We start from the raw sequence: 22,850 nt of genomic DNA on the forward strand, positions 1-22,850 counted from the left end.
TAAGCTTATGACAAATTGAGGATGCGTAGACCAGAATCATATTATTTTTTTAGAAATGGCATAATCGATACAATTTTGTCAATACGAATATAAAACGGTGTTTGACAAACATCGAGCACAATATAATCAGGACAGATAGCCGCTAAAACTCCTTGTTGAACGCGATTTCCATCTTGTTGTACAGCCACCATTTGCCCTAAATAGTTTTGAATTGCTTCCAACCAATAAGCATTTGGAAAAGTACTCATTTGAACCAAAAAATCACTCCTTTGTATGCATACTGTACAATATGCTTTCAAGGAGTGATGCGTTCATTGATTATTTAGCTTTCGATTCTATCGTAATTGTGATTGGTCCGTCATTAATAAGTGAGACATCCATCATAGCTCCGAAAACCCCTGTTTCAACATGTAAACCATGTGCTTTTAATTGTTCATTAAAAGCATTCCATAAAGGTTCAGCCTGCTCTGGTCTAGCTGCTTCTACAAAGCTCGGTCGCTTCCCTTTACGTGTATCAGCATATAAAGTAAATTGTGAAACGGATAAGATGTCGCCCCCCATTTCCAGTATAGAGCGATTCATCTTTCCTTCATCATCTTCCCAAATTCGCAAATCCGCAATCTTCTTTGCCACATAAGCGACATCCTCTTCTGTATCGCTATGTGTAATGCCAACTAACAGCACATAGCCTTTATCAATGGCACCAGTTTTTTTTCCGTCAACTGTTACTGAAGCCTGTTTTGAACGTTGTAATATTACTCGCATAACATAACCTCTATCTATTAATTAATTACACGTTGTACCGAATAAATATCCGGTAGCTGCTTAATTTTCTCAACTACTCTATGAAGTCCTGAAATATTTGAAATTGCAATTGTTAAATGAATCGTTGCAATCTTTTCACGATCAGCTCTACCTGTAACTGCTAAAATATTCGTTTTTGCTTCACTTACTGCGTGCATCACATCATTTAAAATACCAGGACGATCAAAAGCGGAAATCTCGATATCTACTGGATAATCTTTACGTATTTGTGTGCCGTCATTTTCCCACTCCACTTCAATAAGACGCTCTAAATTTCCATCTTCCTGAATGTTTGGACAGTCGGCTCGGTGTACCGATACACCTCTACCTTTTGTTATAAACCCGACAATATCATCACCTGGAACCGGCGTACAGCAGCGTGAGAGGCGAATCAGTAAATTGTCAATGCCTTTAACAATAACACCTGATTCAGTACGTTTTTTAGGTGTAGGATTGTTCATGCTTTTAACGATTTTTTCAAGCGCCTCTTCCTGTTCACGCTCTTTTCGCATCTTTTCAGCTAAACGATTGACGATTTGCTGTGCCGTAATGCCACCGACACCAACAGCTGCATATAAATCCTCTTCATGTGTATAGTTGAATTTATCAATAACGCGTTTAATATTTTCAGGTGTCAGTACTTCCTTCATATCAAACTCTTGTGCTTTTATTTCTTTATCTACAAGCTCTTTACCTTTAATAACACTTTCTTCACGAACATGCTTTTTGAAGAACTGTTTAATTTTATTTTTCGCTTGTGAACTTTGTGCAATTTTAATCCAGTCACGGCTTGGCCCAAATGATTGTTTTGATGTTAAAACTTCAACAATATCCCCTGTTTTTAATGGGGTATCAAGCGGTACCATTTTGCCGTTTACTTTTGCACCGATTGTTTTATTTCCAACTTCTGAATGCACACGATACGCAAAATCGATTGGGACAGATCCCGCTGGAAGTTCGATAACATCCCCCAATGGCGAGAATACGTAAACCATGTCTGAAAATAAATCAAATTTTAATGATTCCATAAATTCCGCTGCATTTGAAGATTCATTCTGGAATTCCAAGATTTCACGGAACCATGTTAACTTTTGGTCAATATTTTCCGTACTACGCTCGACTGTTTTGCCTTCTTTGTATGCCCAATGTGCCGCGATACCGAATTCAGCAATTTTATGCATTTCTTTCGTACGAATCTGCACTTCCAGCGGGTCACCATATGGACCAATAACCGTTGTATGCAAAGATTGATATAAGTTTTGCTTTGGCATCGCAATATAATCTTTAAAACGGCCAGGCATCGGCTTCCATAATGTATGGATAATTCCAATAACTGCATAACAGTCTTTAATACTATCGACCAAAATTCTTACAGCCAACAAATCGTAAATTTCATTGAATTGCTTTTTTTGAAGAACCATTTTCCGATAGATGCTATATAAATGTTTGGGACGACCATAAACATCCGCCTCAATTTCAACTTCCTGAAGCTGAGAATTGATCTCGTCCATTACATTATCTAAATAGGCTTCGCGCTCATCACGCTTTTTCTTCATTAAACTAACAATTCGATAATATTGCTGTGGATTTAAATAGCGTAATGCCGTATCCTCCAGTTCCCACTTCACTTTCGAAATTCCTAAACGGTGCGCTAACGGGGCAAAAATCTCCAGTGTTTCCTGTGAAATGCGACGCTGTTTTTCAGCCGGCAAATGTTTCAATGTCCGCATATTGTGTAAACGGTCTGCCAGTTTGATTAAAATGACACGTATGTCCTGAGCCATAGCGACGAACATTTTACGATGGTTTTCTGCCTGTTGCTCTTCTTTTGACATATATTTAATTTTTCCAAGCTTCGTTACACCATCTACAAGCTTGGCAACTTCTTCACTAAATTCATTCACTAAATCTTCACGTGTTACGTCCGTATCTTCTACGACATCATGTAAAAATCCAGCGGAAACTGTTTCAGGATCCATTTGCAGTTCTGCCAAAATACCTGCTACTTGTACTGGGTGAATAATATATGGTTCTCCAGAGCTCCGGAACTGCTCCTTATGTGCTTCTTTCGCTACCTCATATGCTTTTACAACAAAGGCAACATGTTCTTCATTCATATAAGATTTGACGAGCTCGAAAACATCTTCGGGCGCCAATATTTGTTCTTTCGCCATCAATTAGTCCACCTGTTCTTTTAATTTTCGCAATAAGTATAACTTCAATTGTATAAAAGATAGCTACTAAATGTAAAGACACGCGTTCATTTAGTTTATAGAAAGTCGAAATTTGTAGAATTATTGTGACAGTGGCTAGTAATAATTTCAAAAAAAAACTATCTCACATAAACATGCGAGATAGTTGGATGATAAATTAATATTGAATTAAAGTTTTAATCGGAACAGTGCCGATTTTGTTACGTCCTTTTAATTCTGTAAGCTCTATAATGAATGCAGCGCCTACTACCTCGCCGCCTAACTGCTCAATTAAGCGTACTGTTGCTTCCACTGTACCGCCTGTTGCAAGTAAATCATCACAGATTAAAACTTTTTGACCTGGCTTTACAGCATCATTATGCATTGTTAAAGTATCTGTTCCGTATTCTAAACCATAATCTGCAGAAATTACTTCACGTGGTAATTTCCCTGGTTTACGTACTGGTGCAAAACCGATTTCTAGTGCATATGCAACCGGACAACCGATAATAAATCCGCGCGCTTCTGGACCTACAATAATTTCTGCGCCAACTTCTTTTGCATATTTAACAATTTCATCTGTCGCATATTTATATGCAGGACCATTATCCATGATTGTTGTAATATCTTTAAAGCTGATGCCTTCTTTCGGCCAATTTTCAACTGTTGTTACGTATTGTTTTAAATCCATTCTTCCTATGTCCTCCTCAAGAACTCAATCGTTCATTAAACCATTGTTTAAGCTCGCTGTATGTAGCATATACCAGCTTCTGCTCAAGCTCGATCTGTTGTGTACGCATTTTATATGACGGGGCTTCTGACAATGCTTGTTTTGGTACATTTTCATTTACTGTCGTCAGACCATTCTCTATTGTAACAAATCCTAGCTCAAAAAACACTGTTGTCATAAATTTAATTACTTCCATATTTAGGCCAATATGTTGCGACAATTTCTCAATATGTTCATTTAAGTTAAATGCAGGACGTTTTTTTAAAAAACCATAGTACCATTTGAAATGATCCCGTGTTGGCATTCCGTTCATATAAGCCGATTGATCCGTATGGAAATGTGCATAAATACGCTCAATCTGTACTTTGTGCAACAATTTTTCCAACAGCGAAAAATTCCCAGGTAAATCAAGCAAAACAATATTTTTACGAAGCGTTAAAGGATTTACCTCGTCTGTTAAGTGTATAATCTCTTTTGGAATCGCTTGTTCAAAATGATCCTTTGTCTGTTTAGTAAATGCAATAAAATCGGTTTTTTCAATATTAACTTTTGCTACCCAATTGCTTGTTTGACTTTTTCCGCGGTAATCATATAGTTGCCACTCATCTATACGTACATCCTGAACCATAAATTGCGGCTTTTTATTTCCTTGCCATTCATTAATTTGTAAATCCCCTACTAGAGATAAAGCGATGCCATAAGAAATTTCTTCATGTAAATAGCCTTTATTAAAACCAATTGCATCTAATGAATGGTAAGCATCCTCCAATTCCATCTTCAAATGGTTTTCAGCTGAACCAATTTTTCTAAGTGACTTTGCCTTCACATTTTGAATAGCAAAAATCGGTTTCGGAAATTCCGTTCCAAAAGGCGCTAATTGACGGATTTCCTGAATTGCATCAACTGTAATTTCACTTAAATCAATCGGAACATCAATTTGCAGTCTTTGTACAAGTTGTTCCTCCGATAAACACGCTTTTGCCTGCTCATTTAACCTTGTACGCAAAGCTTCGACATGTTCAATTGGTAATGTCATGCCTGCTGCCATCGGATGTCCCCCGAAATGAGGCAAAATATCACGATTTTTTGCCAGTTCATTGTATAAATGGAATCCTTCGATACTGCGGGCTGAACCTTTTGCAATTCCTTTTTCATGATTATTGGAAAGAACAATTGTCGGACGATAATATTTTTCCACTAATCGGGAGGCTACGATTCCAACAACCCCCGGGTTCCAGCCTTCCCCAGCAACTACTAAAACTAGCGATTGTTTTAAGTCATCATTATTCTCAATCATTGAAATAGCTTCATTGGCAATTTCCTCAACTATTTTTTTCCGTTCGGTGTTTTTGTCATTTAACTGCTTTGCAAGGTCATTGGCTTGGAGCTGATCTTCACTCATTAAAAAATGTACACCCGGCTCGGCACTTCCTAACCGACCGATCGCATTTAACCTCGGGCCAAAATAGAACCCAACTGTTTCTTCATTAATCTCTCTTTGATTGGCACCTGAGGCATCGCAAATCGCTTTCACCCATGGGTTTGCGGACTGTTGCAATGCTTGTAGACCTCGCTGTACCAAATAGCGGTTTTCTCCAACAAGAGGAACTAAATCGGCAATCGTCCCAATTGCGACATATTCAAATAAATGGTCGGGTAACTCGCCATATAAAGCATGCGCTAACTTAAAAGCCACTCCCACTCCTGCAAGCTCTCCAAACGGATAATGTCCTTGTGGTATACGTGGATGAATAATGACATTTGCGTCCGGCAATACATCTCCCGGCTCATGGTGGTCCGTAATGATAACGTCCATCCCTAGCTCCCGTGCCAACTTAACTTGTTCGATACCACTAATACCATTATCGACAGTAATAATTAAATTTACGCCATCTTCATGTGCTTTTCGGAAAAGTTCTTCATTTGGACCATATCCATGGATAAAACGATCAGGAATAACAAAGCTCACGTCTGCTCCTATATCAAGTAGAGCATTTAATAAAACGGTTGTACTTGTAATTCCGTCCGCGTCATAATCACCATATACTAAAATCTTTTCCCCATTCTCTAATGCTTCTTCAATGCGGGTAATAGCCTCTTCCATCCCCGCCATTAAATAAGGATCATGGTACTGACTTTCATCAATTTTTAGTAAGGAGGCGGCTTGCTCTGGATTTTCACAGCCTCTTGCAATTAAAATTTTTGCTGCGATTGATGAAATATTTAATTGTGCACTTAGTTGTTTTATAAGTTGTTCATCTTGTACTTCTATTTCCCAAACTTTTTGCGACTGTATCATGTAAATTTCACTTCCTCATGCAGTACATTATACCGAAAAATATGATTGTTTCCTAAAGGTAATTTAGGAAAACACCTTTCTACTATAGGATTTAGTAGAAATAAATTCAAGATTATTTGCTTATACGCTCTAAATCCGGCAAATTAAAAAATGCTCTCTAAAAAGTCGATTACTTTTTTAGATAGCATTTTTAGGAAACACCCCGTTATTTAGTCCCATCTTTGTTTGTCTCATAATCATCTGGAATTTCCTCCACTGCTAATCTGTGTGCTTCGTTCTTACGCAGCTCGGCCTTTAATCGTAAAATCTCGGAATCTTTTTCATTTAGCAATACCCGTGTATTTTCCAATTCCCTTTTTACTATTTTTGTTTCACGTTTACTGTTCAACATACGAAATGTTGAGAAGCAAAAACTAATAATGAATCCGATTAACACTGAGCCTAAAATGACCAAAATTAAAGGCCAGCTTGCTTCTCCAAAAACATAGTTTACTGGGACACTCTCTACATTTACAGTTGCAAAAACAGCGACAATAATAGCAAAGATTAGACCAATAACAAATGTCCATTGTATTTTCATGAAATGCCCCCTTCGAATGTTTATTCATTATTGGTTATTCCTTTTTTCTTTTTTACCTAAACAAAAAGCATGCAATTTGTTTACCAACAAAATGCATGCTTTTATCACTATTATACTTGAGGCTCGTCTGAACCCCATTGTTTTTTCTCTTTTTTCACTACAGATGTACCTTTTTTGTCCATTTCGCGGCATTTCAGTGAATACCACACTTGTGCAGCGATACAGATTGAAGAATAGATACCTGTAACTAAACCGATTAATAACGCAATCGAGAAGTTTTGAATTGATGGTGCACCTAGGAAAATAAGTGCCACTACAACAACAATAACTGTTAATACAGTATTGACAGAACGTCCCATCGTTTGACGAAGAGACTTGTTGACAATCAGTGCCAGCTCTTCTTTTGACGTAATTTTTTCGTGACGGTCAATATTCTCACGAATACGGTCAAATGTTACTATCGTATCGTTTATTGAATAACCAACAATTGTTAATACAGCTGCGATAAATGTAATATCTACTTCCAAACGTAGCATACTGAAAATCACAACAATAAAGAATACATCATGCAGTAATGAAACTATGGCACCAAGACCCATACGCCATTCAAAGCGAATCGCTACATAAATGATAATTCCTAATGCAGCCAATGCTAATGCATACATGGCATTTTTTGCCAGTTCTTTTCCGACTGTAGCTGATACCGTACTTAAGCTCGGCTCAAGTCCGTACTTCTCAATTATTTGCGCTTTAAAATCAAGTACTTCTTGTTGAGAGAAGTCATCTTTATAACGCATTACGGCAATTTTCTGGTCATCTCCTGAAATTACTACATCTTTGTTTTCATAGCCTATTTCATCTAAATAATCTACAACTTCTTCCTGCGTTAACACTGTATCAGAACGAACTTCAACACGTGTACCACTTGAGAAGTCAATCCCTAAATTCAGCTTAAATACACCAAGTACAACTATACCGACAACTAAAATAAGTGTCGAAATAGCATAAAACTTTTTACGATTTCCAACGAAATCAAGTCTATCGAATTTCGTTGTTAAATCCAATGAAGTAATCTCTTCATCAAGTGAATGTTGTTTTGATCTGCTAATTCCAAACCATGCTGGGTTATTAAAGTAACCGCTATTTACAAGCAGTCCCTGCAATATACGAGAACCCCATACAGCTGTAATAAAGGATAATAAAATTGAAATAATTAACGTTGTTGCAAAACCTTTAACTGAACTTGTACCGTAGTAGAATAATACAACTGCAGCAAGTAAAGTTGTCAATTGTGCATCGATAATCGCTGATAAAGATTGTTTAGAACCAATTTTGAATGCATCTTTTACAGAATGACCTACTCGTAATTCTTCTCGAATACGCTCTGCTGTTAAAATGTTTGCATCTACAGCCATACCGATACCTAATACAATCGCGGCAATGCCCGGTAATGTTAATACGGCATTAATACCATTAAAGACGATTAACACTAAATATGTGAATACCGATAATGTAATAATTGAGATAAAACCTGGTAAACGGTAGTATAGCAGCATGAACAGGAAGATTAACAGTACGCCGACAACCCCTGCAAACACTGTATCATTTAAAGCATCTTCACCGAACTGTGCCCCAACCGATGTCGAATAAATTTCCGTTAACTTAACAGGTAAAGAACCAGCATTTAATATAGACGCAAAGTTTTTCGTTTCGTCTACAGTGAATTTACCTGAAATCATAACATCTGTTGTATTTAAAACTTGAGAAACAGTTGCTGCAGAAACGAATTTTTGTTCATTAGATGGCTTTTTACTTTCTTCGGCGTAAGAGTCTACACCTTCTTCAAAGTCCAACCAAACAACTAATAAGTTATTCGGCGCCATGCCCATGACTTGTTGCGTCACTTCCGCAAATTTTGCCGCGTCTTTCAATGTTAAAGTTACGATTGGCTGGTTCTGTTGGTCAAATGACGGTTTAGCGCCACCTTCCTTTAAATCTGTACCATCCAATAAAATATTGTCGTTTACATCACGGAATGTTAAATTCGCTGTACTAGACAGTAATTCACGTGCAGATGCCTGATCTGCTAGACCTGCAAGCTGTACACGAATTCGGTCTTCTCCTTCAATTTGAATGCTTGGCTCACTAACCCCAAATTCATTAATACGATTGTTTAATGCTGATGTTGTATCTGCCAATACACTTTGTGTAATCTTTTGTCCATCCACAAGAGATTCCACTTTATACAGTACTTCAAATCCACCTTGAAGGTCCAAACCAAGCTTTACGTCGTTTAAAACCTTCTCTACCGTTGTGCCCATTCCTGTAAATAGCAATGCTACGACAAGAATAAACGTAATGATACGGTTTGCTAATTTCATTAAAAAATCCTCCTCAATATCACAAGAAAAGCACTGTGATGTAAAACGTAAAAATAACTACAAAAATCTATGTATCTATATCACAAATTTTTTATTGCTTTTTAAAAATAACATCGATACTTTAAAAAGCGCAACACTCTCATTATGAAACAGCTTGTGGAAACTGTCAAATTATTACTAGATAATTTACTTTATTATTCTCTATGTTTTACCCCTATTCCTTAAGCGGATGGAATAATCCATGAATCTCTTCTTCCGAGAGCTTTAACTTTAATTCATTACGTTTAAAATCGCTCATTTGCACATAGTTTAGTACTTCTGAAGCAGTAGTGCCAAAAATGCCAGACGTTAACTCATGTAATCGTAAGTTCTGCACATCTTGTTTGCGCCAAACTTTGTCGACACAATATTTCCATAAATCCTGTTCTGTTAGAGCATCATATCCATAGTAATGGAATTCCTCAATTTTGTTCGTTAATATAAGTTGAACTTTTTCATAAAGACTGGAAAATGGAATTTGCATTTCGATCACTCCTATACTTAGGTTTTAACTGCGATTAGTATTGCATACTTTATTGTATCTGAATGAAATTAAAATGAGAAGGGAGAATATTGAAGTTATTTGGGCTCATTTTTAAAAGGAACATTATTTTTAATGTTTGTCATATTCATATCTAAATGTCTTGGGTTTATTTACAGAATGCAGTTTATGCGTATTGCGGGAGAAGAGGCAGTAGGGCTATATATGACTGCTTATCCAACGTTTATTTTTTTCATTTCTCTTATTCAATTAGGTATTCCCATTGCAATTTCTAAGCTAATTGCGGAATACTTCGCAAAACGAAAAGTTGAACATGTCTCGACGATTATGAAAACAGCTATTAAAATTTCTGCTATTTCCATTATTTTATTTAGTCCGTTCGTTTATTTTATTATCCCGTATATTGCGAAAGTGCTTTTACATAATGAAAATTTGATTTTCACACTTTATATTAGCCTTTTCACAATTCCAATCGTTGTATTTTCAAGCTTAATAAAAGCATATTTGCAAGGTTTAGCTAAAATTGCGCCGACTGCATGGGCACAGCTACTTGAACAGCTCGTACGTATCGGTCTTATTGTTGTGTTGCTGCCATACTTTATTTATGAATCACCTGCAGTAACTGCAGCTGCAGCTATGGGTATAACAGCAATAGGTGAGATTTTTTCTTTAATATTTTTGGCATACTTCTATAAAAGGTCCAGCAAAACATTTAAAAAAGGCAACAGTAGCGGATCGTTCGCAAAACCAATTTTTAATATTGCACTTCCATCAGCAGGCAGTAAATTATTCGGAACATTTACATGGTTTTTAGAGCCAATTATTTTCCTGAAAGCTCTAACTGTTTCGGGCTTAGCTGCAGGTGCTGCTACAACACTTTATGGGATTATTTCGGGCGTTCATATACCGTTGCTTCTTTTCCCTGCATTTATTCCAGCAGCACTGGCTATTGTCCTTATCCCTGCAGTAAGTAGTGCGATGGCCAGCAGCAATTACACTTTGGTGAATAAACGAGTGACCCATTCATTACGGCTATCTTCATTAATTGGCTGTTTAGCGGCATCAGTATTCTTTTTGCATGGGGACGAACTCACGATGTTACTTTTTCATTTAGAAGAAAACCGCGGATATATGAAAATATTAGCGCCAATTTTTTACTTTTACTATATCCAAAGTCCACTCCATTCAATTTTACAAGCAATTGATGAAGCTCAGGCTGCCATGATGAATTCTATCTATGGTGGTATTGGAAAACTTTTCATTCTTTTTTTCCTGGCATCACAGCCATCCATTCAGGAAAAAGGGGCAATTATCGCCATTGGTTTTGGTGTATTAATCACATCATTCCTGCATATTGCATCCATTAAGCAACAGAAGAAAATCAATGTTGGCTTTAGATTCTTTTTCCTGCCATACTGCATTTTCATCATTACTTGCATTGTTCTGCCATTGTTCACGAAAGGTATACCGATAATTGCAAGTTGTTTCGTTACTATTGGCTTCGTAATATTGTTACTATTCATCACAAAACAAATCCGAATTAATGATTTCCAGTACATCCGATCAATTTTTTCTCGCTCGTAATTGGACAAACCACTTTTCATTTTCATACGTACAGTAAAAAATATCCCTTATATTAGGATAACCATTGACTAATAATTCATTTACTAGCCAATCTTCATCTTTTCCTAATATTTTTAAATGTCGTTTATCAACATAACCATCAAGTATTAATGGCAAAATAAATTTACCTTGCTCTTTTTTATAAACTGATAATTTACCGGACTGTTCCAAAAATGCAAAGGACACTTCTTGTACAGAGCAGACTCCCTGCTCGCGAAGCTGCTGGAGTAGATCATCCAAGTTATAACGCTGTTTTTTCATTTCCGACTCGCAAATCCAGCCATCTCTAATGACCATGGTAGGATCACCTTCTATAAAGTCACGTAATCGTTTATTTTTTAATATAGACCAAGAGTTTAAATACTGAATTAAAAACAATAAAATAATCGGCAATATGGCTTTTGAAAACTCTCTATGTATGTCATCTAGTGCAAGTGCAGCAACTTCAGCCATCAATACAAAAATCGCCAAATCAACAATGCTTAGCTCACCAACTTCACGTTTGCCCATAAGTCGAAATACTACAAGTAAAATAATATACAAAAGAACTGTACGTATAATAATAATCATATAATCATTCAATTCGCTCACCTCTTTCTTACATTTTAGCTTGTACAAAAATGTAGGAAAGATACAAAAAGCTTGCGGGAATTTAATATTTCCGCAAGCTTTTTCATTCGTTTAAACTGATTCTACACGACCAATTGCTTGGCGCTCAAATTTCATACGTGTATTCCCGTCAACTAACAAGTAAACAACTGTATCTTCAATTGCATCAACTTCTCCGTGTAAACCACCTACAGTGACAACTCTATCACCACGTTTTAAGCTATTTTGCATTGCCGTTGTTGCCTTTTGACGTTTTTGTGCTGGACGAATTAAAATGAACCACATCGCAACGAACATTACGATAATTGGTAAAAATTGTACTAAACCTTCCATTCTCATATACCCCCTTTCTATTTCTCACTTTCATAGTATAGTACAGAACCGCTAGTTTTTGCGTAAAAAAACTCAAATCTTTTATAAAAAAACTCATTTACATGAATGGATTTTATATTAATTTAGAAGTTTTTAGCATTTGGTTTATTATAGCCATATTTTTCGAAGAATTCCTCTTTAAAATCACCTAGTCGATCTTCACGAATCGCTTGGCGTACATCTTCCATTAATTTAATTAAGAAGCGTAAATTATGGTACGACGTTAAACGTAAGCCAAATGTTTCTTCCGTACGTAATAAATGGCGTACATATGCACGCGTATAGTTTTTACACGTGTAGCAATCGCAATTTTCATCAATTGGTGTAAAGTCTTTTGCATATTTTGCATTTTTGATGACCATACGCCCTTCAGAAGTCATAAGTGTACCGTTACGTGCAATACGTGTTGGCAGTACACAGTCAAACATATCGATTCCGCGCATTGCCCCATCAATTAGAGAGTCTGGTGAACCAACCCCCATTAAATAGCGTGGTTTGTTAGCCGGCATCATCGGTGCAGTAAAGTCTAATACTTTATTCATAATATCTTTTGGCTCACCAACAGATAAACCACCGATTGCATAACCTGGGAAATCAAGCTCTACTAATGCTTCAGCAGATTTACGGCGCAGCTCTTCATATTCCCCACCTTGAATAATACCAAATAGCCCTTGCTCGTCTGGACGTGCATGTGCTTCTTTACAGCGCTTAGCCCAACGTGTTGTACGATCAACTGATGCTTCCATATACTCGTATGTCGCCGGGAAAGGTGGGCACTCGTCAAATGCCATCATAATATCTGAACCTAGGTCATTTTGGATTTCCATTGCCTTTTCCGGAGATAAAAACAGCTTGTCTCCATTTAAGTGGTTACGGAAATATACGCCTTCTTCTTCAATTTTACGGAACTTTGATAAAGAGAATACTTGGAAGCCACCTGAATCTGTTAAAATAGGACGGTCCCAGTTCATGAATTTGTGTAAGCCACCCGCTTCTTTTACAATATCATTTCCTGGACGAAGCCATAAATGGTACGTATTAGATAGAATGATTCCTGCATTCATTTCTTTTAATTCTTCAGGACTCATCGCTTTCACGGTAGCTTGTGTACCAACAGGCATAAATGTTGGTGTTTCAAAAGAACCATGTGGTGTATGCACAATCCCTAAACGGGCACCCGTTTGGGCACAAGTTTTAATTAATTCGTATCGAATTGGTAATTGTTTTGTTGTTTCTGTCATATTTAAAAATCCTCTCGTTTCTAAAGTAAGAACACTACTTCGAATGAAAACACCTACCACTGTTGTAGTAGGTGCACACAAATAATAATTGTATCGATATGTTACCTGAATTGCAAATTACTTCACTGGACGAATGAACATTGCATCCCCAAAGCTAAAGAATCGGTACTTTTCTTCAACTGCTTTTTCGTAGGCATTCATAATTGTTTCTTTCGTAGCAAGTGCACTGACTAGCATGACTAATGTTGACTTCGGTAAATGGAAATTAGTAATAAGTCCGTCAATTGCTTTATATTCATAGCCTGGATAAATGAAAATATTTGTCCACCCTTGTGATGCGACAATTTTCCCTTCATTTTTTGATGCAACTGTTTCGAGGGTACGAGTAGAAGTAGTCCCTACCGAAATGACTTTCCCTCCTGCTTGTTTCACACGCTCAATTGCAGTAGCAGCTTGTTCCGATACACTATAAAATTCTGAATGCATATCATGGTCTTCAATAGAATCGACACTTACAGGACGGAATGTACCTAGTCCCACATGTAATGTAATGAACACGATTTCTACGCCTTTTACTTTAATTGCTTCAAGTAAAGGCTCGGTAAAATGTAATCCGGCTGTCGGTGCTGCTGCAGATCCACGCTCTTTTGCAAAAACCGTCTGATAACGGTCCTGGTCATCTAATTTTTCACGAATATATGGTGGTAAAGGCATTTCACCTAGTTTATCCAGGATTTCATAAAAAATTCCATCATACGTAAATTTAAATGTACGTCCGCCATGTTCCAATTCACCTGTACATGTGGCAGTCAACAGTCCATCGCCAAATGTAACCGTCGTCCCGACCTTTACACGCTTTGCAGGTTTAACTAGCGTTTCCCATTCATCTTCATTTGTTTGCTTTAATAGTAATAGCTCTATATTGGCCCCTGTGTCTGCTTTAGTCCCCATTAACCGAGCTGGTAGCACTCGTGTATCATTCAATACGAGGCAATCCCCTGCCTGTAATTCATTTAAAATATGAGCAAATGTATGATGCTCTACTTCCAAAGAGTTTGGGTTAACGACCATTAAGCGACTTGCTGTACGGTCCAATAATGGTGTTTGGGCAATTAATTCTTCTGGTAAATGAAAATCAAAATCTTCTACTTTCACGTTCATTACTTCCTTCTATTCTTTTTGTGCCGGTGGATAACCGAAATGGTCGTAGCATAAATTTGTCGCTATCCGACCACGTGGTGTACGTTGAATAAAGCCAATTTGCAATAAAAACGGCTCATACACATCCTCAATTGTAATTCTTTCTTCTCCGATGGATGCTGCTAGCGCATCTAACCCTACTGGACCACCACCGAAACGTTCAATCATAGACTGCATCAGTTTATGATCGATATGGTCAAGCCCTCTTGGATCAACTTGTAGCAGCTCTAATGCTTGCTTCGCCAAATTGTGCGAAACAACGCCATCCGCTAATACTTGTGCATAATCGCGAACTCTTTTTAATAAACGATTTGCTATACGCGGGGTTCCACGGGCACGTCTTGCAATTTCATAGGCTGCTTGTTCATTTAATGCAACCCCAAACAATTCGCCCGATCGAATGACAATTTCCGCTAGCGACTGTTCATCATAATATTCCAGTCTCGCCAAAACACCAAAACGATCACGAAGCGGTGCAGATAGAGCTCCTGCCCGTGTCGTCGCACCTACAAGTGTAAATGGTGGCAACTCTAATCGAATTGAACGTGCTTCAGGACCTTTTCCGACAACAATATCCAAACAGAAATCCTCCATTGCAGAATAAAGTACTTCCTCAATCGCACGTGGCAAACGATGAATTTCATCAATAAAAAGCACGTCTCCAGCTTCCAAAGAACTTAAAATTGCTGCTAAATCCCCTGGTCGCTCAATCGCCGGGCCACTTGTCATCTTTACGTTTACATTCATTTCATTTGCGATGACGACGGCTAATGTTGTCTTCCCTAAACCTGGTGGACCATAAAGGAGAACATGGTCAAGACTTTCCTGACGTAGCTTAGCGGCTTCGATAAATATTTTAAGGTTTTCCTTCACTTTATCTTGACCTATGTATTGCACTAAACGCTGCGGTCTTAAAGAAAGCTCAAATTGCTCTTCAGCATCTGTTGCTTCACCTGAAAGTACACGGTCTGACATGTTTTCTCACTCCTTTTTATTTCAATTTCAACAATAACTTTAACGCCTGCTTAATATAGGCATCTGTCGTCATTAAATTCTCATCTTCGCTTAACTGTGGTTTAATCTTATCCAATTCCTTTTCGGAATAACCTAATGCCATAAGAGCAAGCATTGCCTCTTGTAGCTCGTGTTCATTTGGATTTACACCAAATAACGGCAGCTCATTTTCTGCGCTCGGTAATTCGACTGAATCAAGCAGCATATCGAGCTTTCCCTTTAAATCCAAAATCATTTGGCGTGCTGTTTTTTTACCTACTCCCGGGAAGCGGATTAAAAATGCTTCGTCCTCCATTTCAATTGCCTGTATAACTGAAGTGGGGTTCCCACTTGCTAAAATCGCAAGTGCACCTTTCGGACCGATGCCTGATACTTGAATCAGTTTTTTAAATAATTCACGCTGCTCCAAACTATTGAAGCCATATAGATTTTGAGCGTCTTCCCGTACCTGCAGGGACACAAATATTTGCTGTTCGCTTGCAGAAGTACGGAATGCATATGGATTGGGTGTAAAGATCATCCAGCCAATGCCCTGCTGTTCTAATACTATATATTCTGGTGTAACTCGGGTTACTTGTCCTTTTAAATAATCATACATCGTTCATCCCTCACATTTCTTGCTTTATTATAGCACACGAAAGAGGTAAGTTACCGAACGTATGTTGCTTCCATTCGAGATAAACATCGTTTGCACACATTAGCATGAATTAATGCCGATACGATTTTAAGTTTCGTTAAATTTTACATTTTAAAAACGTAAAGAAAAGACTGTCCTCTAAGACAGCCTTAAGTTTATCATATTATTTAACATGTATCACCGAATTATATACTCTCAATTAGTTTTGCAAAATTTCAATTTGTTCTGCTAAAGTATCTTTATGTTTAAGCCATTCATACACAATAGATTGAATGAATGGATAGCAGGCAATTTTTTGTCGGTCGCTTAACTTCAGATAAAATAAACATTCCCTCAAAATTTCATTAGGGTAATTTAAATAATGAAGCTTCGGCTGAACAATCTGTAAATAAGGATGATCATTCATTGCCTGCTGTAGTTCATATTTAGTTTGAGGCATTACCCGATGAAGCCATAAAATAATTTCATCTGATGCTTCTCCTAAAGAAGCTAAATCAAAATCAATAAGCTTTACTTCTTCACCACGTAACATCACATTATGATGAACGACATCCCCATGTAGAATTGTTTTATTTTCAGACGGTACAGTCCTTTGCGCCATTAAATTTAACGCATAGGAAGCATGCTTAACTAAATCATCATAATTATTTTTTAATAACCGTCTTAGTTCTCTTTCATTCGTAATAAAGCGTTCGAAGCGCCTCATCCACTTCTCCGGCAATCGGTACAATGAAAGCATGCCTGTTTCGTCCCAATTAATTTGTTCTTTTGTTTCATGTAACTTTTGGAGCGCATGAATAGCAAAATGTTGGTGTTCAAAACGCTTATAATCCACACTTTTCCCATCAAACCACCGCTGTTTTATTATATGTGGCTCTTCATTTTCTTCAATGGAAATATGATATGGGAATTGTATTTTTTCAAGCTCATGATGAATCATTTTCACTTTTTGTGCAATAAATCCATCTTCATAATACTTCATAAAATAAGACCCTTTTTGTGTATCCCACTTCCAGCAATTTTCTTTTATGACTATTGACATGACTTCGGCGGTTGTGGCATCGGTTGCATTTGAGGCATCATACTTGCTGGATAAGGCATCATTTGTGGGTGACAGCAAGGGTTTTGTTGATGCATCATATAATCAATTTCGTTATAGTAATGGTTTACTAATTGCTCCTTATCCGGGCAATGTTTTCTTTTTACTGAAGACTCTTCTTGATAAACTGGCTGCATCTGCATATGCATTGGATGTTCCATATGCATATATGGTTGCATTTGCGGATGCATATACATTGTTGATTCCATTGGCATGCGATGACACGATGGGCACACCGGCATTTGATGCATTGGCATTTCCATTGGCATTCGATGACATGACGGGCATACCGGCATTTGATGCATTGGCATTTGATGCATCGGCATTTCCATTGGCATTCGATGACACGATGGACACACTGGCATTTGAGGCATTGGCATTGGCATCGGATGTATAAACTGTGGTTGTTGTTCGATAAAGATTGGTTGCTGTGGCTGTGGCTGTGGCTGTGGCTGTGGCTGTGGCTGTGGCATTACCGGTGGCATATAGACGGGTTGCGGTTGTTGTGGTATAAAATTATTTTCAAAAGTTGGTTGTACATGAACATTTGTTTGCCAATTCGGCATTGGCATTGGCATTGGCTGAGGAGTAGGCTGCAAGTAAATGTCCCCTTGCCAAAGTGGCTTTTGTGGTTGGGGCATTGGTGCTGGTGTTGGCATTGGTGCCGGTGCCGGCATTTGAACAGGTTGCTCTTTCACAGGCTTAGGTTGCTCCTTCACAGGTTTTGGTTGTTCCTTTACAACTTGTTTCACTTCTTTTTTATGCACTGAATCCGGTAAATATATTTCCATCCCTGGAACAATATAATCAGGGTTAGCTAAATGTGCATTTAATCTCTTTAAATCTTCAAAGCCAATCGCATATTGCTTCGCGATTTTCCACAAAGTATCTCCTTTTTGAACAATATGAACGCGCACATCTTTCCTCCTTTTCTCGTAATAGCATATGCATAAATTGTGCTATTGCCACAATGTTCACAGTAAGTACACTATAATTATGATAAGATGTAATGTAACTGGTATGCTAATTGAGGTGGAATTGATGAAAAAATTATTAGGCGAAGAACGCCGTCTCGAATTGCTTGCATTATTAAAGAATGCAGCACAACCGCTAACAGGCACGGATTTAGCAAAGCATACAAATGTTTCGAGACAAGTCATTGTAAATGATATGAATTTATTAAAAGCACGTAATGAACCTATTGTCGCTACAAGCCAAGGTTATATTTATATGCATAATGTTCAACAAACGCGTATACAACGCAAAATTGTCTGCATGCATAATGCCGAGGAAGCGAAAGAAGAGCTATTCATTTTGGTCGATTGTGGGGTTATGGTCGAAAGCGTTATTGTCGAGCATCCGGTATATGGCGAAATTACAGCCTCTATTATGGTATCTAACCGCTTAGAAGTTGAGCATTTTGTAAAACGCGTCCACGAAACTAATGCCCTTTATCTTTCTACATTAACGGACGGTACACACTTACACGTCATTAGCTCGACTTCTGAAGAAAGCTTGAATCTGGCCGAAGAGAAATTACGTCAGCGCGGGTTTTTGATTGAAAACTAAGATAAAACAGCTTATTCAAAAGACACCCTGTCACATGAATAAGCTGTTTTTCTTATGAATAGTTCTGCTGCACGCCACTCCCGATGAATGTCTTCCGGCGATACACGCTAAGTGCAATCCCGATGACAAATGAGTTTAGTAGGAGAGATGTAAAACCGTAACTTACAAACGGAAGCGATAATCCGATAATCGGCAACCAGCCAAGAATCATAGCCACAGAATATCCAAACTGCATGCAATAAAAAGATACTGCTCCAATTATAAGCAATTTGCCATATGAACGGGCTAATTGTTTTGCTTTCCAAAGTATACGAATTGCGATGGCGAATAATACCGTTATGACAGCAATTCCTGCAATATAACCAAATTCCTGGATAAGCTGTACTAAAGCAAAATCTGTATGCCCTTCCGGAATATAACGAACCGTCTCTGCCCCAAACCACCCAGCTTCATTTAATGCATTTTTGATTGCCAGATAAACATAGCCTTCCTGTGTAGCATAGCTTTCTGGATTGCTGGATTAAGTACGCGGGAAATTCTAATATATTTATAAATCTTCTAATATAATTTTATTTTTTCTAATAAAATCCCGATTTTCTAATAAAGTGTCCCTTTGTGCTAAAATGCAATGACTTTTATCTAATATCTCCGTTGGATTTGCTAATATCCAACTGTCATCTTCTAATATCCCTCAGCATTGTTCTAATAAAATGACGCGCATCGTATTATTCCATTAAATTAAGCATAAAAAAAGTGCACTCTATTCATCCGAGTGCACTTTTTCATTTTATAAAAATCTTTTTCGTTGCTCTGCTGATGGCAACATGCATTCCTGTTTTTTCCCGAACCATTTGTAGCGGTTTTTTGCAACGAACCGATAGACAATATCCCTCAGTGGTTTTGGCACTACAATGAAAATATAGCACAGCTTCCAGAGACCAGTTAGATTTCGTGCAATTTTAAGCGCTGCTGTCGATTCAGTATAGTGATTATCCCCTTCAATCAATACAATGCTGTCCGTTTTTTCGGAGACACCGAACTTTTTCAACATTTCCATCCCGCTATCACTTTGAAGCGAGGTAAACTTAAACAATGCTTTCGGATCACGCTTTATAATAAATTGAACACTCGCATCACAGAAGTTGCATTCTCCATCAAATAGTATAAGACGTCTCAAGATTTCCACCTCATTCTGGTGTTACATAAGTAAAGTATGTACCGAGCGACTTCACTGTGCAGCCAAGAGCGATAAGCTCCTCAACAGCACCTTTCATCATCGGCTCCTCTTCATCAGCTAGTATATCAATAATAAAGAAATAATTCCCGAGCCCTGTTTTTAGTGGTCGTGATTCTATTTTACTCAAATTTATTTTACGCCATGCAAATACAGATAATACTTGATGAAGCGCACCGGACACATCTGTCGGTAATGTAAGCATAAATGTTGTTTTCGGCTGTGATTGCAACGGTACTAAGCCATGCTTTATATTTTGCTTCGATAATACAAAAAAGCGCGTATGATTAAAATGGAAATCATGAATATTATGTTCTGCAATATGTAGGTTATATTTTTCAGCTGCTGAAAGGTTGGCAACGGCTGCAATACAGCGATCTTCTGTTTGCGAAACAAGCTCGGCGGCAGCTGCAGTTGAAGCATATGGTGTTTGCTTCACACTACCATGCGTATAAAATAAAAATTTATGACATTGTGCCAATGCATGTGGATGTGAATATATTTCTTCAAGCACATCTAAATTTTCAGCGAACTTTTTATTTACCAATAAATGCTGTTGAATTTTTGACATTACTTCAGCTGTTACAAATAGCTCTGCTTCATGATATAAATAGTCAATTGTTAACGGGACTGAACCTTCCAATGCATTTTCGACAGGGACAACCGCTAGCTCGACTTTCCCCTCCGATACAGCTTCAATACATTCCGGAATCGATTTATACGGAATATGCCAATCCTGCGGGTATAATCCCTTTGCTGCTAAATATGTAAAAGATGCTTCAGGACCTAGATAGGCAATTCGCTTTTCCCATTTATTTTCTGACATAATGTACACCTCAATATCATTCTAAATTTTCTGTTAAATACAATTAAAAGAAAGGACTGTCCATTTGCCCTAGCAGATTGGACAGCCCTAATTATTCGGTTATGCCTTGGTGCAATTGCGTAAATACAAGAGGTTAAAATGCACCCGAGCTAATAACTTCAGCCGATTCGATAAATTCAAGATGATTTAAGCTGCGAATGAGTTCATCCAATTCATTCGACATACTTGTAACGTCCAATGACAGCGTAACATTTGCACGCCCTTGAATCGGAATCGTTTGGTGAATCGTCAGCACATTGCAATGTGCATCCGATACTGTTTCGAGTAATTTGGCAAGTGTACCTTTACGATCTTGCAGTTGAATGAACACCGTTAAAATACGTTCTTGCACAATCGAATGGAAAGGAAAAACAGCATCACGATATTTATAAAAGGCGCTTCGAGATAAATCAACCTCTTTTACCGCATCCCAAATGGAAGTAACAGAGCCTTTTTGCAATAATTGTTTTGCTTCTAACGTTTTTTGCATCGCATCTGTCAATACGTCCTCACGCACTAAATAATATCGCTGATTAGCTACGTTTTTCATCGTCATCCCCCACTTAATTAATCGACAAAGTCAAATTCGAATTCCATTAAACGTACTGTGTCGCCATTTTGAGCACCACGTTTACGTAATTGCTCATCGACACCCATCGCACGTAGTTGGCGGGCAAAGCGTCGAATACCGTCTTCACGACTGAAGTCAGTCATTTTGAACAAACGTTCAATTGTGTAACCTGAAAGTACATATGCACCATCATCATCACGCGTAATTTCGAAGTCGCTACCTTGGCTTTCATGTTTGTACATTACTACCGCATCCGACTCTTCTTCCAATACATCATGCAATAAGAATTCTGGTGTTACTTCTATAAGATCGGCAATTTCAAATAGTAATGGCTTTAAACCTTGACGAGAAACTGCTGAAATTGGGAAGATTTTTACGTCTTCGCCTACTTTCTTTTTAAACTCTTCCAAGTTTTCTTCCGCATTTGGCATGTCCATTTTATTGGCAACGATAATTTGCGGACGTTCAAGTAAACGTAAATTATATTGTTCTAGCTCGTTGTTAATCGTTACATAATCGTCATATGGCTCTCGGCCTTCCATCCCAGACATATCGATTACGTGTACAATTACACGTGTACGCTCGATATGACGCAAAAATTGCATTCCTAAGCCCACGCCTTGGTGCGCGCCTTCAATTAAACCTGGTAAATCGGCCATTGCAAATGAACGACCGTCATCTGTTTCTACCATTCCTAAGTTCGGTACAATTGTTGTAAAATGGTAAGCACCAATTTTAGGTTTTGCTGAAGAAACGACAGATAATAATGTAGATTTTCCTACAGAAGGAAAACCAACTAAACCAACATCAGCCAATACTTTTAATTCTAGAATAACTTCTAATTCCTGACCTGGTTCACCTTTTTCGGCTAATTCTGGTGCTGGATTTGATGGTGTAGCAAAACGGCAGTTACCACGTCCGCCACGCCCTGCTTTAGCGATAACAGCCTGTTGACCATGTTCAACTAAATCGGCAATTACAACTTTAGTTTCGGCATTCATCACTACTGTTCCTGGTGGCACTTTAACGATTAAATCTTCTGCACGACGACCGTGCATCCCTTTACTCATCCCATGCTCTCCACGTTCAGCTTTGAAATGGCGTTTGTAGCGGAAGTCCATTAACGTACGTAAACCTTCTTCTACTTCAAAAACAACGTTACCACCACGGGCACCATCGCCACCTGCTGGACCACCATTCGGTACATATTTTTCACGGCGGAATGCAACCATTCCATCTCCACCGTCTCCACCTTTAACGTAAATCTTTACGTGATCGACAAACATTTC

At 38.0% G+C, this 22,850-nt stretch carries 22 protein-coding genes and 1 pseudogene; 2 read left to right on the plus strand and 21 right to left on the minus strand.

What is annotated here, in order from left to right:
* Nucleotides 1–41: 41 nt before the first annotated feature.
* The 8 genes from H9632_RS03290 to H9632_RS03325 all read right to left on the minus strand — a co-directional run bounded on the left by H9632_RS03290 (nt 42) and on the right by H9632_RS03325 (nt 9,509).
* On the minus strand, nt 42–248 hold the full coding sequence (locus H9632_RS03290) for a YuzF family protein (RefSeq protein WP_225223674.1): 207 nt from the start codon (nt 246–248) through the stop codon (nt 42–44).
* Nucleotides 249–318: 70 nt separating this feature from the next.
* A complete protein-coding gene (gene dtd / locus H9632_RS03295) occupies nt 319–765 on the minus strand; it encodes a D-aminoacyl-tRNA deacylase (RefSeq protein ID WP_191702695.1) in 447 nt (148 codons plus the stop codon).
* Between the two features lie 17 nt (nt 766–782).
* Nucleotides 783–2,978: a RelA/SpoT family protein gene (locus H9632_RS03300; protein ID WP_191702696.1), complete on the minus strand. Its 2,196-nt coding sequence runs from the start codon at nt 2,976–2,978 to the stop codon at nt 783–785.
* Nucleotides 2,979–3,174: 196 nt separating this feature from the next.
* On the minus strand, nt 3,175–3,687 hold the full coding sequence (locus H9632_RS03305) for an adenine phosphoribosyltransferase (protein WP_191702697.1): 513 nt from the start codon (nt 3,685–3,687) through the stop codon (nt 3,175–3,177).
* 16 nt (nt 3,688–3,703) lie between these two features.
* Nucleotides 3,704–6,025, minus strand: a complete 2,322-nt coding sequence (gene recJ / locus H9632_RS03310; protein WP_191702698.1) for a single-stranded-DNA-specific exonuclease RecJ — start codon at nt 6,023–6,025, stop codon at nt 3,704–3,706.
* A 205-nt stretch (nt 6,026–6,230) separates the two neighbouring features.
* On the minus strand, nt 6,231–6,605 hold the full coding sequence (locus H9632_RS03315) for a LapA family protein (RefSeq protein ID WP_191702699.1): 375 nt from the start codon (nt 6,603–6,605) through the stop codon (nt 6,231–6,233).
* A 110-nt stretch (nt 6,606–6,715) separates the two neighbouring features.
* On the minus strand, nt 6,716–8,986 hold the full coding sequence (secDF, locus tag H9632_RS03320; RefSeq protein WP_191702700.1) for a protein translocase subunit SecDF: 2,271 nt from the start codon (nt 8,984–8,986) through the stop codon (nt 6,716–6,718).
* A gap of 214 nt (nt 8,987–9,200) precedes the next feature.
* Nucleotides 9,201–9,509: a post-transcriptional regulator gene (locus H9632_RS03325; protein WP_191702701.1), complete on the minus strand. Its 309-nt coding sequence runs from the start codon at nt 9,507–9,509 to the stop codon at nt 9,201–9,203.
* A 99-nt stretch (nt 9,510–9,608) separates the two neighbouring features.
* Between H9632_RS03325 and H9632_RS03330 the strand changes: the two genes are divergently transcribed.
* Nucleotides 9,609–11,111, plus strand: a complete 1,503-nt coding sequence (locus H9632_RS03330; protein WP_191702702.1) for a putative polysaccharide biosynthesis protein — start codon at nt 9,609–9,611, stop codon at nt 11,109–11,111.
* On the opposite strand, the gene H9632_RS03335 is transcribed toward H9632_RS03330, so the two are convergent.
* From H9632_RS03335 to H9632_RS03370, 8 genes are all read right to left on the minus strand, one after another.
* Complete coding sequence (locus H9632_RS03335; RefSeq protein ID WP_191702703.1) at nt 11,091–11,732, minus strand: DUF421 domain-containing protein; 642 nt, start codon at nt 11,730–11,732, stop codon at nt 11,091–11,093. The genes H9632_RS03330 and H9632_RS03335 overlap by 21 nt on opposite strands.
* Before the next feature lie 99 nt (nt 11,733–11,831).
* Entirely contained in the window at nt 11,832–12,092 is a 261-nt protein-coding gene (gene yajC, locus H9632_RS03340; protein ID WP_191702704.1) for a preprotein translocase subunit YajC, read from the minus strand.
* Between the two features lie 122 nt (nt 12,093–12,214).
* Complete coding sequence (gene tgt, locus H9632_RS03345; protein WP_191702705.1) at nt 12,215–13,372, minus strand: tRNA guanosine(34) transglycosylase Tgt; 1,158 nt, start codon at nt 13,370–13,372, stop codon at nt 12,215–12,217.
* Between the two features lie 117 nt (nt 13,373–13,489).
* On the minus strand, nt 13,490–14,527 hold the full coding sequence (queA, locus tag H9632_RS03350; protein WP_191702920.1) for a tRNA preQ1(34) S-adenosylmethionine ribosyltransferase-isomerase QueA: 1,038 nt from the start codon (nt 14,525–14,527) through the stop codon (nt 13,490–13,492).
* Between the two features lie 15 nt (nt 14,528–14,542).
* Entirely contained in the window at nt 14,543–15,547 is a 1,005-nt protein-coding gene (ruvB, locus tag H9632_RS03355; RefSeq protein ID WP_191702706.1) for a Holliday junction branch migration DNA helicase RuvB, read from the minus strand.
* A 16-nt stretch (nt 15,548–15,563) separates the two neighbouring features.
* Entirely contained in the window at nt 15,564–16,184 is a 621-nt protein-coding gene (gene ruvA, locus H9632_RS03360; RefSeq protein WP_191702707.1) for a Holliday junction branch migration protein RuvA, read from the minus strand.
* A 238-nt stretch (nt 16,185–16,422) separates the two neighbouring features.
* Nucleotides 16,423–17,205 (minus strand): phosphotransferase, encoded by a 783-nt coding sequence (locus H9632_RS03365; RefSeq protein ID WP_191702708.1) that lies wholly within the window; start codon nt 17,203–17,205, stop codon nt 16,423–16,425.
* Between the two features lie 50 nt (nt 17,206–17,255).
* Complete coding sequence (locus tag H9632_RS03370) at nt 17,256–18,239, minus strand: LysM peptidoglycan-binding domain-containing protein (protein WP_191702709.1); 984 nt, start codon at nt 18,237–18,239, stop codon at nt 17,256–17,258.
* A gap of 124 nt (nt 18,240–18,363) precedes the next feature.
* Between H9632_RS03370 and H9632_RS03375 the strand changes: the two genes are divergently transcribed.
* Nucleotides 18,364–18,891: a transcription repressor NadR gene (locus H9632_RS03375; RefSeq protein ID WP_191702710.1), complete on the plus strand. Its 528-nt coding sequence runs from the start codon at nt 18,364–18,366 to the stop codon at nt 18,889–18,891.
* Nucleotides 18,892–18,943: 52 nt separating this feature from the next.
* Here the strand turns inward: H9632_RS03375 and H9632_RS03380 are convergent.
* The 5 genes and pseudogenes from H9632_RS03380 to obgE all read right to left on the minus strand — a co-directional run.
* Nucleotides 18,944–19,393: pseudogene (locus H9632_RS03380) on the minus strand (FtsW/RodA/SpoVE family cell cycle protein); the annotation flags it as partial.
* 285 nt (nt 19,394–19,678) lie between these two features.
* Complete coding sequence (locus H9632_RS03385) at nt 19,679–20,068, minus strand: thiol-disulfide oxidoreductase DCC family protein (protein WP_191702711.1); 390 nt, start codon at nt 20,066–20,068, stop codon at nt 19,679–19,681.
* A gap of 10 nt (nt 20,069–20,078) precedes the next feature.
* Nucleotides 20,079–20,951, minus strand: coding sequence for a prephenate dehydratase (gene pheA, locus H9632_RS03390; protein WP_191702712.1), 873 nt, complete (start codon nt 20,949–20,951; stop codon nt 20,079–20,081).
* Between the two features lie 133 nt (nt 20,952–21,084).
* Complete coding sequence (locus H9632_RS03395; RefSeq protein WP_191702713.1) at nt 21,085–21,540, minus strand: ACT domain-containing protein; 456 nt, start codon at nt 21,538–21,540, stop codon at nt 21,085–21,087.
* A gap of 17 nt (nt 21,541–21,557) precedes the next feature.
* On the minus strand, nt 21,558–22,847 hold the full coding sequence (gene obgE, locus H9632_RS03400) for a GTPase ObgE (protein WP_191702714.1): 1,290 nt from the start codon (nt 22,845–22,847) through the stop codon (nt 21,558–21,560).
* Between the last annotated feature and the right edge of the window lie 3 nt (nt 22,848–22,850).

It is taken from the genome of Solibacillus merdavium, assembly GCF_014836935.1.
Classification (GTDB): domain Bacteria; phylum Bacillota; class Bacilli; order Bacillales_A; family Planococcaceae; genus Solibacillus; species Solibacillus ferritrahens.

Coding starts and splice junctions, on each gene's coding strand:
- H9632_RS03290 (WP_225223674.1), bottom strand. CDS start 248: ATGAGTACTTTTCCAAATGCTTATTGGTTGGAAGCAATTCAAAACTAT.
- dtd (WP_191702695.1), bottom strand. CDS start 765: ATGCGAGTAATATTACAACGTTCAAAACAGGCTTCAGTAACAGTTGAC.
- H9632_RS03300 (WP_191702696.1), bottom strand. CDS start 2,978: ATGGCGAAAGAACAAATATTGGCGCCCGAAGATGTTTTCGAGCTCGTC.
- H9632_RS03305 (WP_191702697.1), bottom strand. CDS start 3,687: ATGGATTTAAAACAATACGTAACAACAGTTGAAAATTGGCCGAAAGAA.
- recJ (WP_191702698.1), bottom strand. CDS start 6,025: ATGATACAGTCGCAAAAAGTTTGGGAAATAGAAGTACAAGATGAACAA.
- H9632_RS03315 (WP_191702699.1), bottom strand. CDS start 6,605: ATGAAAATACAATGGACATTTGTTATTGGTCTAATCTTTGCTATTATT.
- secDF (WP_191702700.1), bottom strand. CDS start 8,986: ATGAAATTAGCAAACCGTATCATTACGTTTATTCTTGTCGTAGCATTG.
- H9632_RS03325 (WP_191702701.1), bottom strand. CDS start 9,509: ATGCAAATTCCATTTTCCAGTCTTTATGAAAAAGTTCAACTTATATTA.
- yajC (WP_191702704.1), bottom strand. CDS start 12,092: ATGGAAGGTTTAGTACAATTTTTACCAATTATCGTAATGTTCGTTGCG.
- tgt (WP_191702705.1), bottom strand. CDS start 13,372: ATGACAGAAACAACAAAACAATTACCAATTCGATACGAATTAATTAAA.
- ruvB (WP_191702706.1), bottom strand. CDS start 15,547: ATGTCAGACCGTGTACTTTCAGGTGAAGCAACAGATGCTGAAGAGCAA.
- ruvA (WP_191702707.1), bottom strand. CDS start 16,184: ATGTATGATTATTTAAAAGGACAAGTAACCCGAGTTACACCAGAATAT.
- H9632_RS03365 (WP_191702708.1), bottom strand. CDS start 17,205: ATGAAGTATTATGAAGATGGATTTATTGCACAAAAAGTGAAAATGATT.
- H9632_RS03375 (WP_191702710.1), top strand. CDS start 18,364: ATGAAAAAATTATTAGGCGAAGAACGCCGTCTCGAATTGCTTGCATTA.
- pheA (WP_191702712.1), bottom strand. CDS start 20,951: ATGTCAGAAAATAAATGGGAAAAGCGAATTGCCTATCTAGGTCCTGAA.
- H9632_RS03395 (WP_191702713.1), bottom strand. CDS start 21,540: ATGAAAAACGTAGCTAATCAGCGATATTATTTAGTGCGTGAGGACGTA.
- obgE (WP_191702714.1), bottom strand. CDS start 22,847: ATGTTTGTCGATCACGTAAAGATTTACGTTAAAGGTGGAGACGGTGGA.